Here is a 15,229-nt window from a genome sequence, read left to right on the forward strand (position 1 = left end):
CTGCGGCAATGTCATGTTACGGCAATACAATGTGCATGCCTGGGCAACGCCTGCGGCACCACGCCTGCCCGGGCAAATGACCCGCAATCCTGTCTTTATCATGTCAGCAGCTCATTGGCTGCTGTTCTGGTCATGGAATAGCATTTAACATGCCAGTCCAGCCCCGAAAATCGCAATCATAGCGGTAAATCTGTCGGACTTGATGTCAGATCGCTTATTTTTAGCGTGTTGTATAAGTGAATTTATACCCCGGCAGAACGGTGATACAATGCGGCCCCATGTCTGCCTACAGAATTTCCCGCTCCTGCTTTCGCCACATCGTGCGCACAGTACTATTGCTATATGTACTGACGCTGGGTGTCGCCATGGCATCGTCGCTGGTGAAATCTGACAGCATGAATCTGATCTGTACCAGCACCGGCTATAAATTCGTCAGTCAGGCTGGGGCCACTGATGACGGCAAGAATGCAGGCAAGAGCATGACGCATTTGCTGGATTGCTCTTTATGCCTGGCAACTGCCCTGCCCGCGGCGCTGCCTCAAACCGATGCATATGTGCCGCAGCACGCACTGTCTTACGCCACTCGATCTATACCGGCAGCCCGTCTGGCTGCCATTGTTTCTGCCCCCCTGCCCGCACGCGGGCCGCCTGTAGCCTGAAAAAATCGACCACGGTTCAGTTGTAGCAGCGTATTTTTACATTGCTGCAAACTGCTTTGCGCTTTTACGCGCAGTCTATTTTTTGACTAGCTATGTCCCATTCCTTGACCAAACTGCGTCTGCACACTCTGAGTGCCGCGCTGATAACTGCTTTTCCCCTGCTGCCAGCTTTTGCCGCAGATGCCACTGACAACAATGACAATCCACAACAAATGGAGCGTGTCACCATCAATGGCGACCGCCCATCTTCCTTGCCAAAAGAAATACCTACCACCATTGAAGGCATCAATGCCAGGACCATGGAACGCACCATCAATGCCATTGATGCCGAAGATGCCCTGAAATACCTGCCCAGCCTGCTGGTGCGCAAGCGTTATGTCGGTGACTATAATCATGCGGTACTGGCAACCCGTGCATCAGGCACGGGCAATAGTGCACGCTCGCTGGTCTATGCCGATGGTATCTTGCTGTCCAACCTGCTGGGCAATGGCGCCAGCTTTACACCGCGCTGGGGCCTGGTGACGCCAGAAGAGATAGAACGCGTGGATGTCTTGTATGGTCCATTTTCAGCCGCTTATGCCGGCAACTCTGCCGGTGCCGTGGTGGATTACGTGACCCGCATGCCGAAAGGATTTGAAGCCCATGCCAAGCTGGTTGGCTTTAGTGAAAACTTCCAGTTATATGGCACGGACAAAAGTTACAGCGGCAAGCAGTTAAGTGCCAGCCTTGGTAATAAGCAGGGTGCATTTTCCTGGTGGCTGAATCTGAACCAGCTTGATAGTGATGGCCATCCTATTGCCTTCGCCAACAAACTGCTGTCCGCAGGTGTCAACAGCAGTGCAGGCAAAACCGTTACCGGTGCCATTGCCGACAAGAACCCACAAGGTGCCGACTGGTGGATATTGGGCGCCACCGGCCAGTACCATACCACCCAGGACCATGCCAAGATCAAGCTGGCCTACGACTTCAGCCCTACGCTGCGGGCCAGCTACACGCTGGGTTACTGGCGCAATAATATGGACAGTGGCGTCGAAAATTATCTGCGTGATGCCGCTGGCAACCCTGTATATAGCGGTGACATTAATATAGGCGGTAAAAAATATACGCTGGCAGCGACAGATATGTCGAACAGCAAAAACCAGCTTGAACATATCACCCATGGCCTGAACCTGAGAAGCAATACCAAAGCCGAATTTGACTGGGAAATCGCCGCCAGCCTGTATGACTACAGCAAGGACATCGTACGTGCACCAACAGTAGCCATTCCCCAGGCAGATAGCGGCGGTGCCGGTCGCATTACAGATGGTAACGGCACCGGCTGGAATACCCTGGCTCTGAAAGGTATCTGGCGCCCGAATGCAGAGCACACGACGGAATTTGGCTATCAGCGTGAAGCCTATCAATTGCGCACACTGGTATCGGATACTGACAACTGGATCAGCGGCAGCGCAATAAAACGTTTTTCTGCCTTCCAGGGCAATACCCAGTTACAAAGCCTGTATGCGCAAGATGCCTGGCGCATCAACCAGCAATGGAAAACCATTATCGGTGGCCGCTTCGAACAGTGGCAGGCAGACAAGGGAGCCATTTCCAATGCCAGCTCTACCCTGAACTTCATAGACCGTAACGAAAGCTATTTTTCACCCAAGGCAGCGCTTGCCTTCAAGGCCAGTGAAGACTGGACACTGAAGGCATCGCTGGGCCGTGCTGTCCGTATGCCGACGGTATCAGAACTGTATCAGGGAACGATTTCTACCACGACCATCGTGAACAATGACCCGACCCTGAAACCGGAAAAATCCTGGACCACGGAATGGACAGCAGAGCGCGTACTGAATGAAGGCAAAGGCTTTTTGCGCGCAACAGTGTTCCATGAAAGAACCCGCGACGCACTGTATTCGCAAGTCAACACGCTGGTGACACCGAACATCACAAACATCCAGAATGTGGATGAAATTCATACCACGGGACTGGAACTGGCATATCAGGCCAGCGATGTATTTACCCGTGGACTGGATCTGCTTGCCAGCCTGACGTATGCCGACTCAACCATCACCAGGAACGACAAATTCCCGGCCAGCGTGGGCAAATGGCAGCCACGTGTACCTGCATGGCGGGCCAACCTGGTGATCAGCTACCAGCCGGATGAAAAACTCAGCACCAGCCTGGGCCTGCGCTATAGCGGCAAACAATATGGTTCACTCGACAACAGCGATACCAATGCCTTTACCTATCAGGGATTTTCCAGTTTTGTAGTGGCAGATATACGGGTACGTTATCAGCTCGCCAGACAATGGGCGGCGTCGATAGGCATAGATAACCTGAACAATAAAAAGTACTGGGCCTTCCACCCGTACACACAACGCACTGTAGTAGGTGAATTGAAGTTCGACTTTTAAATCGATAGGCTGACATGCAGACCTGCACATGCCTGATCAGACATGTGCAGGTAGCAAGTTAGTTGCTAACTGCTAGAACTCATTTCATCAATAGGGGGTGAGATGCATTCTAGTTGCCTGCACTGAAATGCGCTTTGGCATAGGTTTCGCGTTCCAGTTCCTGTATCTCTACACAAAATTGCACATCCAGCCCCGCAGGCCTTGGCCCATGCTTGCTGATGATGGCGAGCACCAGCTCTGACAGTTCACGCTTCACTTCGATTGTACGGCCTGTCAATATCACCAGTTTGGCATGCAGAAAAGCTCTTTCTGCATTGGCCGTACCGATGACATAGGTATCAAAACGGATGGCGCGGCTTTTGATATCGATTTCCTTGAAATGATTCGTCGCCACCAGGGCGGTATTGATTTCCAGCAGTAGTTCCCTGGTCTGTATGGGCAAATTGGCGGAGTATTCGACGGTAAGATGTGGCATGGCTGTCCTGTAGTTTCGTTCGTTTCTGTTCGCTGGATTTTGGTCTGGCAGTTTTTGATTTTTGCTGATTGTCGATGAATGATTACTACAACTGTACCAGCATCAGGTGATAATTGTTTCTGATCGCAGTTTTGACAAAGCCACAGGACTCGTACACGCGAATGGCAGGATTTTGCGGATGCACCGTCAGCGACACCTGGCGAAAACCATGATCACGCGCAGCATCCAGCGCCGCCAGCATCATTTGCCGGCCATAACCCTGATGTTGATAGGCCGGCAGCAAGGCGATGCCCAGTTGCGGTGTCTGTTCATCCACATACGCCAGGCCCATGCCATCAGGTACCACGCGCATCCAGCAGGCACCTGCAGCGTCTGTCTGGCCAGCCAGTTGTGCAATGACGCCGACATCCGTGGGGCGCCCCCAGTTTTCCGCATAAATGCGTACGCCTGGCAGTTGCAGGGTTTCCAGCGGACGCAGACCTGCAGGTGGCGGATCCCACAAAGCAACATGCAGGAAATGCCAGAGCAAATCCTGATGTCTGGCAAGCAACGGGGTGAAGGTGATGGACATGGGTCAATATAATGAATATCCAGAGTGCCGATATTGTAAGCACATGCGGCCAACATTGCTTAGCCTGGTAGAGGATATCGGGGGCAGCAGGAGGCGATGGGAGACTATTGATTTGCTGACTCAGCGGCTATGGCGAACTGAAATCACGGCACATCATTGAAAAGAGGCCTTTTTCCACCGTGTGCAGGAATGCGCACGGGAAAAAGACCTCTGGACTAACTACTGCAATAAAAATTACCTGGATGCAGTCACTATGCTGGAGGCGCCTGCTTTTTTCAATTCTTCGCTGGCGTCACAACCGCCTACATTTTCACTGTCAAATACTTTAGGCTCCCAGTTGTTTTCCATGATGGAGTCTTTTTTGGCGGTAATGTAATAGCGTGTGCAAGGCTGCACATTCACCACCAGCATTTTTTGTGAAGGCGCACCGGCCAGAGACTGGCTGATCTGAACAAGGACATTATGCTTGCCAGGGGCGATTTGTACCGGACCCTTGAAGTTAGCTTGCTGATCCACCGCAACAATCTGCACCGGATATTCATGATTCGGCAATGGGCGGTCAGGATTGCCATTCAGATAAGACAATGGTGCCATGGTACAGGCACCCAGGAACGCTACGCTCAAGGCAGAAGCAACGGCTACTTTGATCAGGGATTTCATGTGTTTCCTTTATTTTGAGAGGAAAATCAATTTTTATCGGCGTTGTTGATTGTATACGGTATTTCCAGCGACGCAATAATGCACCATGTATCTTTTTGTATGCCAAAATCACACATTCCGTCCTGGTCTCACTCATTCTCACAGTCGCCAATAGTCGCCAATCAGGCGTTTCTGTTGCATAATCGTAGCCCTATCTTTCAGGAGTACGCATGAGTATCACGATGATCATTTTTTTCAAGGCACTGATTGTGGTACCGATCACCTTGTTACCTATTCTGAACCCCATCGCGATTGCTCCGATTTTTCTATCCATGACCGGCCCAATAGAGCCGCAACTGGCCAACCGGCTGGCGAAGCGTATCGCCCTGAACTGTTTCTTCCTCTTGATGGGTGCCGTCTTCATCGGTTCCTATGTACTGGATTTTTTTGGCATATCGCTGCCTATCGTGCGGGTTGCCGGCGGTATCGTGGTCGCCATGGCGGGCTGGAAACTGTTGAACGATCAGGGGCAAGACAAGCTGCGTAATTCCGTGGCTGCCTCGCATGGTGGCAGTACCTGGACCCGTGAAGAACTGCGCAGCCGCGGATTTTATCCCTTCAGTTTTCCGCTGACGGTAGGGCCAGGCACCATTGCAGCATCGGTCACCCTGGGTACGCAGATGCCTAACAAACCAGTAGACTGGATCATCACCAGTATCGCTTCTGCCATGGGTGTATTGCTGACGACGCTGGTGATTTACCTGTGCTACCGCTTCGCCCGCAATATGGAAAGATTGCTGGGAGACGTAGGCGCAACCGTGTTGCTGCGTCTGTCAGCCTTTATCTTGTTGTGTATAGGGATAGAAATTGGCTGGGCAGGTATTTCTGATCTGGTCGGTGACCTGAAACTGCGCTAAAGCAGTTTGTATGGCATACCCGCATAAGTGCTGCGGGCACTCATCACTGTCACTGTAAGTGATACGGGCGGATAGCTTATCCGCCCTGGCACTCTGTACTTACAGCGTCTCTTGCAGCATCAATGCATGTTCAACCAGTTCGGTTTCATCGCCGATGCGGCTGTTCCAGGCGCGGCTGAAATAAGTTTTCTCTACCTGCGTAGGGGCGACATACCAGATCACCATCAGGGTACCCTTGTGATCGTGGATCTTGGCCAGCTTGGTAATACAATCCTTATTGCCATCAATATCCGCCAGGCCTATCGCATAGCCGTAAACACGGCTCAGACGTTCTATGCGGTCTGGCTCGGTTTCACTATTGGTGGCAGAAATTTTCGGGTGATCCAGATACATGGTGCAGTCTCCGTCTTCAGATGGTCGTTTTTCATTTTATCGCATCAGCCTGTCCACGGCTATCGACATTTGGCATGCCTGCACCGCTGATGGGGAAAACTCAGACTCTGTTGCGTTTTTCCCATTTGCATTCCTGTCTGGCCAGCACTTTATTGCCGGGGTCCACAGTCTCCAGATAGACATCAAACCCCCATAGCCTAGCGACATGCTTCAACATCTCCCCGGTCTGCATGTTCAAGGGGCGACGCTGATACTGGGTATGACGCAAGGTCAACGCGCGGTCGCCCTGCATATCGACTGACCAGACCTGGATATTCGGTTCACGGTTACCCAGGTTATATTGCCCCGCCAGTTGCTCGCGCAGATAACGATAACCCTGTTCATCATGAATCGCAGAAATCAGCAGTTTGTCCTTGCTGTCATCATCAAGGATGGCAAAAAAATGGAAATCGCGCATCAGCTTGGGTGACAGATACTGGGCAATAAAGCTCTCGTCCTTGAAATTACGCATGGCAAACTGCAAGGTTTTTTGCCAGTCGCCACCAGCAAAGTCGGGAAACCATTCACGGTCTTCTGCCGTCGGGGCTTCGCAAATGCGGCGTATGTCGCGCATCATGGCAAAGCCCAGGGCATAAGGATTAATGCCACTAAAATATCGGCTGCTGACTGGTGGCTGGTAGACGACATTGGTATGGCTTTGCAAAAACTCCATCATGAAACCATCGCCGACTACACCTTCTTCATACAGTTGCTGCAGTATGGTGTAGTGCCAGAATGTCGCCCAGCCCTCGTTCATGACCTGGGTCTGGCGTTGCGGATAAAAGTATTGCGATACCTTGCGGATGATGCGCACAATCTCGCGTTGCCATGGTTCCAGCAAGGGTGAATACTTTTCTATGAAGTACAACAGGTTTTCTTGCGGTTCGGGCGGTACACGCTGTTCCACCTGGCTTTCTGGTACTTCATTGCGCCTGGGGACGGTACGCCACAAGTCATTGACTTGTGACTGTATGTATTTTTCTCGGTCTGCCTGGCGCAGACGTTCTTCGACCAGCGATATCTTGGCCGGGCGCTTGTAGCGGTCAACACCATAATTTTGCAAGGCATGGCAGGAATCAATGATCAGCTCCACCGCTTCCATGCCATAGCGCTGCTCGCAGTCGGCAATATAATTCTTGGCAAACAGCATGTAGTCAATAATCGCTTCAGCATCAGTCCAGGTGCGGAACAGGTAATTGCCTTTAAAAAAGGAATTATGTCCATACGCGGCATGGGCAATCACCAGTGCCTGCATGGTCAGGCTGTTTTCTTCCATGAGGTAAGAAATGCAGGGATTGGAATTGATGACGATTTCGTAGGCCAGCCCCATCTGCCCGCGTTTATAGCTTTTTTCCGTAGACAGAAAATGCTTGCCGAATGACCAGTGATTGTAGGATACCGGCATGCCTACGGAAGCATAGGCATCCATCATCTGTTCGGCTGTAATGACCTCCAACTGGTTGGGATAGGTATCCAGCCCGAACTGTTCGGCTACCCGGCGTATTTCTTCATGCGCCTGTTCTATGAGTTCAAAAGTCCATTCCGATTGCTCGGGCAAGGCACGGGGATGTTTTTTTCTGGTACTGGCATGGCTGGCTTCCATGTTGGACCTCATTTCGGCTGTTTCTTGAACAATTCCCTGAAGACCGGATAAATGTCAGCCGGTGTTTCTATTTTTTGTATGGCAAAGTGCGCATGATGTTCGGCCACTTTCTCATATTCCAGCCACAGGTTCTGCGGCTGACCATCAGTGATTTCCACGTAGGCATAATACTGCACCAGCGGCATGATGACATTGGTCAGCAGTTGCCCGCAGGTTGTCGAATCATTGTCCCAGTTATCGCCATCCGACGCCTGGGCCACATACACATTCCAGTCGCTGGCAGTGTAGCGTTCACGCACAATTTGCGACAGCAGGTTCAGTGCGGATGAAACGATGGTGCCGCCCGATTCGCGCGAATGGAAAAAAGCATCCTCATCCACTTCCATCGCCGTCGTGTGGTGGCGGATAAACACCACCTCGATTTTTTCATAGGCACGGGTCAGGAACAGGTACAACAAAATGAAGAAGCGTTTTGCCGTATCTTTTTTCTGCTCATCCATGGAGCCGGATACATCCAGCAAACAAAACATCACGCACTGGCTGGCGGGCTTGGGTATCTTGACTCTATTGCTGTAGCGCAGGTCAAAAGGATCCAGGAAGGGTATCGCCAGCAAACGCGTCCGCAGGTGATGGATCTCTTGCTTGAGCGTGACAACCCTCGCATCTTTGGCATCGACACCAGAATCCAGCAGGACGGTCATCTCAGCTTCGGCTTCTTTCAAACGACGTGCAGATTTTCCGCCAACTGCGATGCGCCTGCCCATGGCACCACGTAATGAGCGCAAGACATGCAGGCTCGATGCCGTGCCTGAAGTCTTGTAACCGGCACGCTGGCTTTTGAAATCGGTGGTAGAGGTCAGTTGTGTCTTGACCATATTCGGCAATTCCAGGTCTTCGAAGAAATAGTTCATGAATTCTTCGCGTGACAACTGGAACACAAAGTCATCCTCTGCCGGGTCTTCACTATTGCCACCCTGCCCTTTGCCAGAACCGCCACTGCCGCCCTTGGGCCGGGCAACCTGGTCACCGCGCTGGTATTGTTCATTCCCAGGCTGCACGCCTTCCCACACACCGCCGTGCGTATGGCCAAAGCTAGGCTCACTGACATCCTTGACCGGTATCGATATGCGCTCACCGCTTTCGATATCAGTAATGGAACGCCCTTTGACTGCACGTGCAACAGCATCCTTGATCTGCCCCTTATAGCGCCGCAAAAAGCGTTCACGATTCGGTGCAGATTTATTTTTACCCTGGACACGCCGGTCGATCAGATGAACCAAAATGCTCTCCCGTTTGCCGCAAAATCTTTCACTTGCCTGATTAGCATTCGTCACCTGCCATCAAGACGATTTTCTTACCCGCAAATACCATTCACACAGCAAGCGAACCTGTTTGGCGGTATAGCCTTTGGCCACCATGCGTTCGACAAATTCCTGATGCTTGTTGGAGTCGTCGGCACTGGCCTTGGCATTAAAGGAAATAACGGGCAATAATTCTTCCGTATTCGAAAACATTTTTTTCTCGATGACCGTGCGCAGTTTTTCATAACTGGTCCAGGCCGGATTTTTACCAGCATTCTGCGCCCTGGCCCTCAGTACGAAATTCACGATTTCATTACGGAAGTCTTTGGGGTTGGAAATACCTGCCGGTTTTTCGATTTTTTCCAGTTCATTGTTGAGTGCATCGCGATCAAAACTTTCACCGGTATCGGGATCACGGAATTCCTGATCCTGTATCCAGAAATCAGCAAAGGTCACATAACGATCAAAAATGTTCTGGCCATACTCGGAATAACTTTCCAGGTAGGCCGTCTGAATTTCCTTGCCTATGAATTCTGCATAACGCTGTGCCAGATATTCCTTGATATAAGACACATACTTTTGTTCTATTTCAGGCGCAAATTGTTCACGCTCTATCTGTTGTTCCAGTACGTAGAGCAAATGCACAGGATTGGCAGCGACTTCCGTATTGTCGAAGTTAAATACCTTGGACAAAATCTTGAATGCAAAGCGGGTTGACAGTCCATTCATGCCCTCATCAACACCGGCATAATCTGCATATTCCTGACGTGATTTGGCCTTGGGGTCGGTATCCTTGAGATTTTCACCGTCATATACCTGCATCTTGCTGAAGATGCTGGAATTTTCTGGTTCTTTCAGGCGTGACAGCACGGCAAACTGGGCCATCATTTTCAGCGTACTGGGGGCGCAAGGTGCACTCGCCAATGATGAAGTGCGCACCAGTTTTTCATAGATTTTTATTTCATCATTCACACGAAGGCAATATGGCACCTTGACGATATAAATACGGTCAAGAAAAGCCTCATTGTTTTTATTGTTTTTAAATGCCTTCCATTCTGATTCATTCGAGTGCGCCAGCACGATGCCTTCAAAAGGGATGGCGCCAAAACCCTCGGTACCTTTGAAGTTTCCCTCCTGGGTGGCAGTCAACAAAGGATGCAAGACCTTGATCGGCGCCTTGAACATTTCAACAAATTCCATCAAGCCCTGGTTAGCCAGGCACAGACCACCGGAATAGCTGTAGGCATCCGGATCATCCTGCGCATATTCTTCCAGTTTGCGGATATCGACCTTGCCTACCAGTGAAGAAATATCCTGATTATTTTCGTCGCCAGGTTCGGTTTTCGACACGGCAATCTGCTTCAGTACAGAAGGATAGCGGCGCACCACGCGGAATTGGTTGATGTCACCATTGAATTCATGCAGACGCTTGACGGCCCATGGACTGGGTATGCTCTTCAGATAGCGACGTGGTATGCCAAAATCTTCTTCCAACAAGACGCCGTCTTCTTCTTCATTGAACAAACCGAGAGGAGACTCATTGACGGGGGAACCCTTGATGCAATAAAAAGGGATTTTTTCCATCAGGTATTTGAGGCGTTCGGCAATCGAAGATTTACCACCTCCGACTGGCCCAAGCAAGTACAGGATTTGCTTGCGCTCTTCCAGTCCCTGCGCAGCATGGCGGAAATACGCCACGACCTGCTCAATGACTTCTTCCATGCCATAAAATTCACGGAAGGCTGGATAGATCTTGATGACCTTGTTGGAGAAAATACGCGACTGGCGGGAATCATGGCGCGTATCCACCAATTCAGGCTCGCCGATGGCTGCCAGCATTCTTTCAGACGCACTGGCAAAGACTAGCGGGTCTTTTTTACACAGATCGAGATATTCCTGCATGGAATATTCTTCTTCGCGTGTTCGTTCATACCGTGCGGTGTAGTTGTCAAAGATATTCATCCCGACCTCCATGGATAAGCAAAAAGCAAATTCCGAACCGGCCTGGCAGCAGCCTAAAATTCATTGCCGCCAGCACACTACGACTTTAGTGTAGTTGAAATTATCAAAACGTGCAGCGCAAATTGTTACTCTGTGCAAAATGTCAGATCAAAGCACTGTTGTAAAACCGTGACGAACAAGTTTTGGTATAAACATATTCACTTAATGACGCAGTATGAGTTCTACTTTCTCATGCAACGCGCTATCAGGCACTGAGGTTGACCGGCTGGTTCAAGGCATTGGTGAAATAATGTGAATGCAGGGTATGCACATGCACATAAAACCTGGGAGGATTAGGGGCTGAGATGCGATCAAGAATTGAGATGCGATCAAGAATTGAAATACTTATGGAATGTGACAAGAAAACACTTCATCCATGACAGATGAAATGTCTCCTACGCCAACTTGAACTGGTAGGGAGGCAGATTCTCTTTTGCCGGCAATTCGGCCAGCAATAATTCCAGAGCAGAGACTTCCAGCGGACGATAATAATAATATCCCTGGAAGAAATCGCAGCCTATCTCTTTCAGGAAGATTTCCTGTTCTTTATTTTCCACGCCTTCGGCGACGGTATGACAAGACAGGATGTCGGCCAGTGAAATAATGGCCTTGATGATCATTTCACTTTTCTTGTTGTGCCCGATCTGCGCTACAAATGAGCGATCAATCTTGACGCTTTGCGCCGGGAAATGACTGAGCTTGGACAATGACGAATAGCCAGTGCCGAAATCATCAATCGCGATACTGAAACCACGCGCCTTGAGTTCATCCAGGTGATGTATGGTCAATGTTTCGTTAGCGATGAGGCCGGTTTCGGTAATCTCGAATTCCAGATAAGACGAAGCAACGCCATGGCGATGGCAACAATCATCGATCAGTTGTAACAAATCGCTGCGGGCGATATCTGTCACCGACAAATTCAAGGCAATCACGGGACAATCACCAAAGCGGTTCAGCCAGTCACGTATCTGACTGCACACCTGGTCCATGACAAAATTGCTGATCAGACGTATCAACCCGGCCCGCTCGGCTATTGGTATAAATTCAGCCGGGGGTACATTGCCCAATGTCGGTGATTCCCAGCGCAACAAGGCTTCAAGACCGGCGATGTTGCCATCGCGCGCCACTTTGGGCTGGTACACGAGACGGAATTCATTTTGCTTCAAACCATTGACGATGCCGACTTCAATCTCGACACTGCGCCGTATTTGCTGCGCATCTTCTTCATCAAACAGGGTCACGCTCTGGTCACTGGAGCGACGGGCAGTATCCAGTGCGACTTCGCTGCGGCGTATCAAATCATCTGGCAGTTTGTCGTCTGGACGTACCAAGGCGATACCGGCAGAAAACTGCACCAGCAAATTTTCACCATTGATTTCCAGCTCTTTGGGCAGATTATTTCTTACCTTTTCTACCAACTTGATGATCTCGCCTGGTGTGCGTGAATGCTCCACCACAAAAGAAAAAACAATGCTGCGCAAACGTGCACAGAAACAATTTTTTGGCAGTGCGCGTGACAATTCTTCAGCAAAACGACGCAACAGGATGTCGCCCGTATGAGCACCAAACTGCTGGTTGGCATGTCGTATGCTATTTAGACGAAAGGAAACCAGAGCAGTTACCTTGCTGTCGTCATTGTCAGCCAGAATGTCATGCAGGTGGCTGCGCAACATGTCACGGTTGGGCAGATTGGTCAGGGCATCATGCCGGCTCAGATAATCTTCGCGTTCCAGACTCAATTGCAGGGCATGATGCATGGAGTGCAGGCCGGATACATCCCTGAGGGCAACGATATAGTGTTCGGTCGAGGTTTGCGAAATATTTTCCAGCGCAACCAGTTTGCCGTCACGCGTACGGTAGGCTGACATGCGCATGTTTTCAGACTCATCGCTGTTCGGGCTTTTCAGGCGCACGCTGTTATCCAGCGACAGCCAGGCAAACAGTGCCAGCTCTTCATCTTTATCGGCATTGCGGCCCAGCAAATTGTTGGCGAGTTGATTTGCCTGCAATATCTGGCCACCCGCATCCGTCAATAACAGGGCTGAACCTGCATTTTGAAATACTTCTTCATACTGCGCATGGCTTACCGCCAGTGCATCACTCGCCTGGCGATAGCGCTTGGCCGACACATCCAGCTCATGCAAGACCCTAAACACGGCCAGTGGTACACAGGTGTTAAAAAACAAAAATAGCAGCGACTGTATATACGTATTACTGGCTGGAAGGGTCACGTCAAAACCGGGCACGGTGAATAGAGGCCGGTTCATCAACAGCAACAGGAAAGGCAGGAAATTGAATACCATCAGCCCCATCGCCAGCCGGGTGCCAAAAAACAGGCGCGCGATGATGGGCGTGGTGTAAATAAAAATATAGCCAAACTTGGCTATATCAAAATCGCTGATAAAGCTGACGATGGAAAATGCAGACGCATAAACCGTGCCTATCAATATGGCAGCACCGGCACGCAAGTGCCGGGATGAATAATACAAACCCACGGCCAGCACGGCATAGAAAAAACCAACGACCCACAACACCTGATAGGCGCCAACCGCGATTGCATCCAGAGAACTGTGAATCGCCACGGCTGCTTCCAGCACGAAGCCGGACATCAAAATGATACGTAGTGCGCTTAATTTCCATGCGGTGTGCTCGGCAGGCGTTAATGCACTTTCATTAAGAAAAAGCCAGCGAAACATGTCATGTATTGGAATAAGAAGCTAAAGTCTGTTGCCGAAGAATGAATGCAAACCAGCATACATGCCGGCACAAGGACCAGAAAATACGCAGTACTACCTTGCGGTAACACTACCCTGTCTTGCTGAACGGATTGCACATCCCTTTCGTTGTCAACATGACCTGAAAAAACTGTGAGGAAATGTTTCCAAAATCAAGGTGCATTCTCTCATAGATTTATATCGTTTCCGCATTTGCCGTGACAATTTACAAACCTTTTAATGAAAATTAGTTTTCATTAACTGATTTCCATATGACGATAGATTTTCACTTTAAGTGTTTCCTGCTCGCATCAATCAATACCAGTGCATGACAGCAAGTTGGGAATAGTTTGTATTGTGCTCACAAAACATGATTGCATATTATGCAATTTATTCTATACTGAGTTCTCATTGAATCAGCTTGAAGACGAGGGTAATTCAACTCATGCAGTACGGTACGCACAATGAACGCAGATAACAAAAAACGAAAATTTTTTGCCTGGTCACCGGCTTGCCCCAAACACAAAAACAGAGCGCTGCATTTCGCCTGCGCTTTAGTAGCCATTTAGTAGCCATTTAGTAGCCATTTAGTAGCCATTTAGTAGCCGATTTAGTAGTCGATTTAGTAGCAGTTATCGTAGCCGCTTAGTAGTAGTTTCAGCACTTCATAACAACGACAGGACATGGACATGCCTACACACACAATCATTCTTGCTCATGGTGTTCTTGGATTTGGTCATTATTTTGGCCTTCCTCTACCCATCGATTCTCCTATTGCCTATTTCAATGGTGTTGCCAGGCATTTGAAGAAACGTGTGGACCAGGTTTTAGAACCGCAAGTATCCCCCATCGGCCACATTGCCGATCGTGCAAAAACACTCGCCGACATCATTCGCCAACAGCCGCCAGGCCGCATTGATGTGATAGCGCATAGCATGGGAGGGCTGGATGCGCGCTTTGCCCTTGCCCACATGCCAGATGTGGCAGCCAGGGTAACTGCGCTTGTCACGATAGGAACGCCGCATAAGGGTTCCCCGGTAGCAGACGCCGTGTTTGATCACACTCACGCTCTGACACGGGCCATTCCAGAATTCATCAAAAACCAAGCAGGGGCACTGGAAGACCTGACGACTACTGCTGCAAAAAAATTTAATGACACTACGTCTGATGCTCCAGGAGTTCGTTATTACAATATCGCCGGCGATGCCAGGAAGGGAGCACCTTCGCTTTTTTACCCGCTGGCTACCGTGCTTGAAACATCAAATCCGGGGATCAATGATGGCCTGGTACTTAAAAGTTCAGCACTTTACGACGGACATACGCATCTGGAGGATTGGCCGGTCGATCATGCAGGTGAAATCGGCTGGGGGACGGAAGAACCTTTTCCAATTTTTGACATCTTGCCATTCACGACCAGTGCACATCTGAAGCGCTATGACGCTCTGCTGACTTTACTTTTATCGCTACCAGGCAGGCTCTGAACCACTGATTGCCAATTACAGTATGCCAGATCAAATC

Annotated in this window: 12 protein-coding genes; 4 read left to right on the forward strand and 8 right to left on the reverse strand. The window is 50.0% G+C overall.

Annotated features, from left to right (window positions below):
- Positions 1–320 precede the first annotated feature (320 nt).
- On the forward strand, positions 321–659 hold the full coding sequence (locus H8L32_RS15505; protein WP_186948145.1) for a DUF2946 family protein: 339 nt from the start codon (positions 321–323) through the stop codon (positions 657–659).
- 92 nt (positions 660–751) lie between these two features.
- Positions 752–3,058, forward strand: coding sequence for a TonB-dependent receptor (locus H8L32_RS15510; protein WP_186948146.1), 2,307 nt, complete (start codon positions 752–754; stop codon positions 3,056–3,058).
- 109 nt (positions 3,059–3,167) lie between these two features.
- Here H8L32_RS15510 and H8L32_RS15515 read toward each other — a convergent pair whose 3' ends face one another.
- From H8L32_RS15515 to H8L32_RS15525, 3 genes are all read right to left on the reverse strand, one after another.
- Positions 3,168–3,533 carry a 5-carboxymethyl-2-hydroxymuconate Delta-isomerase gene (locus H8L32_RS15515; RefSeq protein WP_186948147.1) on the reverse strand — a complete coding sequence of 122 codons (366 nt, stop codon included), beginning with the start codon at positions 3,531–3,533 and terminating at the stop codon, positions 3,168–3,170.
- An 85-nt stretch (positions 3,534–3,618) separates the two neighbouring features.
- The gene (locus tag H8L32_RS15520) at positions 3,619–4,104 is read right to left on the reverse strand and encodes a GNAT family N-acetyltransferase (RefSeq protein WP_186948148.1); all 486 of its coding nucleotides are present in this window, start codon (positions 4,102–4,104) and stop codon (positions 3,619–3,621) included.
- Between the two features lie 234 nt (positions 4,105–4,338).
- Positions 4,339–4,764: a hypothetical protein gene (locus H8L32_RS15525; RefSeq protein ID WP_186948149.1), complete on the reverse strand. Its 426-nt coding sequence runs from the start codon at positions 4,762–4,764 to the stop codon at positions 4,339–4,341.
- 209 nt (positions 4,765–4,973) lie between these two features.
- Between H8L32_RS15525 and H8L32_RS15530 the strand changes: the two genes are divergently transcribed.
- Positions 4,974–5,660 (forward strand): MarC family protein, encoded by a 687-nt coding sequence (locus tag H8L32_RS15530; protein ID WP_230412245.1) that lies wholly within the window; start codon positions 4,974–4,976, stop codon positions 5,658–5,660.
- Between the two features lie 99 nt (positions 5,661–5,759).
- Here the strand turns inward: H8L32_RS15530 and H8L32_RS15535 are convergent, their stop codons facing one another.
- The 5 genes from H8L32_RS15535 to H8L32_RS15555 form a co-directional block, all read right to left on the reverse strand.
- The gene (locus H8L32_RS15535) at positions 5,760–6,053 is read right to left on the reverse strand and encodes a hypothetical protein (protein WP_186948150.1); all 294 of its coding nucleotides are present in this window, start codon (positions 6,051–6,053) and stop codon (positions 5,760–5,762) included.
- 100 nt (positions 6,054–6,153) lie between these two features.
- A complete protein-coding gene (locus H8L32_RS15540) occupies positions 6,154–7,695 on the reverse strand; it encodes a SpoVR family protein (protein WP_186948151.1) in 1,542 nt (513 codons plus the stop codon).
- 8 nt (positions 7,696–7,703) lie between these two features.
- The gene (locus H8L32_RS15545) at positions 7,704–8,975 is read right to left on the reverse strand and encodes a YeaH/YhbH family protein (protein WP_186948152.1); all 1,272 of its coding nucleotides are present in this window, start codon (positions 8,973–8,975) and stop codon (positions 7,704–7,706) included.
- Between the two features lie 60 nt (positions 8,976–9,035).
- Entirely contained in the window at positions 9,036–10,958 is a 1,923-nt protein-coding gene (locus tag H8L32_RS15550) for a PrkA family serine protein kinase (RefSeq protein WP_186948153.1), read from the reverse strand.
- A 434-nt stretch (positions 10,959–11,392) separates the two neighbouring features.
- Positions 11,393–13,693, reverse strand: a complete 2,301-nt coding sequence (locus tag H8L32_RS15555) for a putative bifunctional diguanylate cyclase/phosphodiesterase (RefSeq protein ID WP_186948154.1) — start codon at positions 13,691–13,693, stop codon at positions 11,393–11,395.
- Between the two features lie 707 nt (positions 13,694–14,400).
- On the opposite strand from H8L32_RS15555, the gene H8L32_RS15560 reads away from it, so the two are divergent.
- Entirely contained in the window at positions 14,401–15,192 is a 792-nt protein-coding gene (locus H8L32_RS15560) for a PGAP1-like alpha/beta domain-containing protein (RefSeq protein ID WP_186948155.1), read from the forward strand.
- Positions 15,193–15,229 lie beyond the last annotated feature (37 nt).

Origin of the sequence: Undibacterium hunanense (assembly GCF_014284335.1) — a bacterium.
GTDB classification, from domain to species: domain Bacteria; phylum Pseudomonadota; class Gammaproteobacteria; order Burkholderiales; family Burkholderiaceae_D; genus Undibacterium; species Undibacterium hunanense.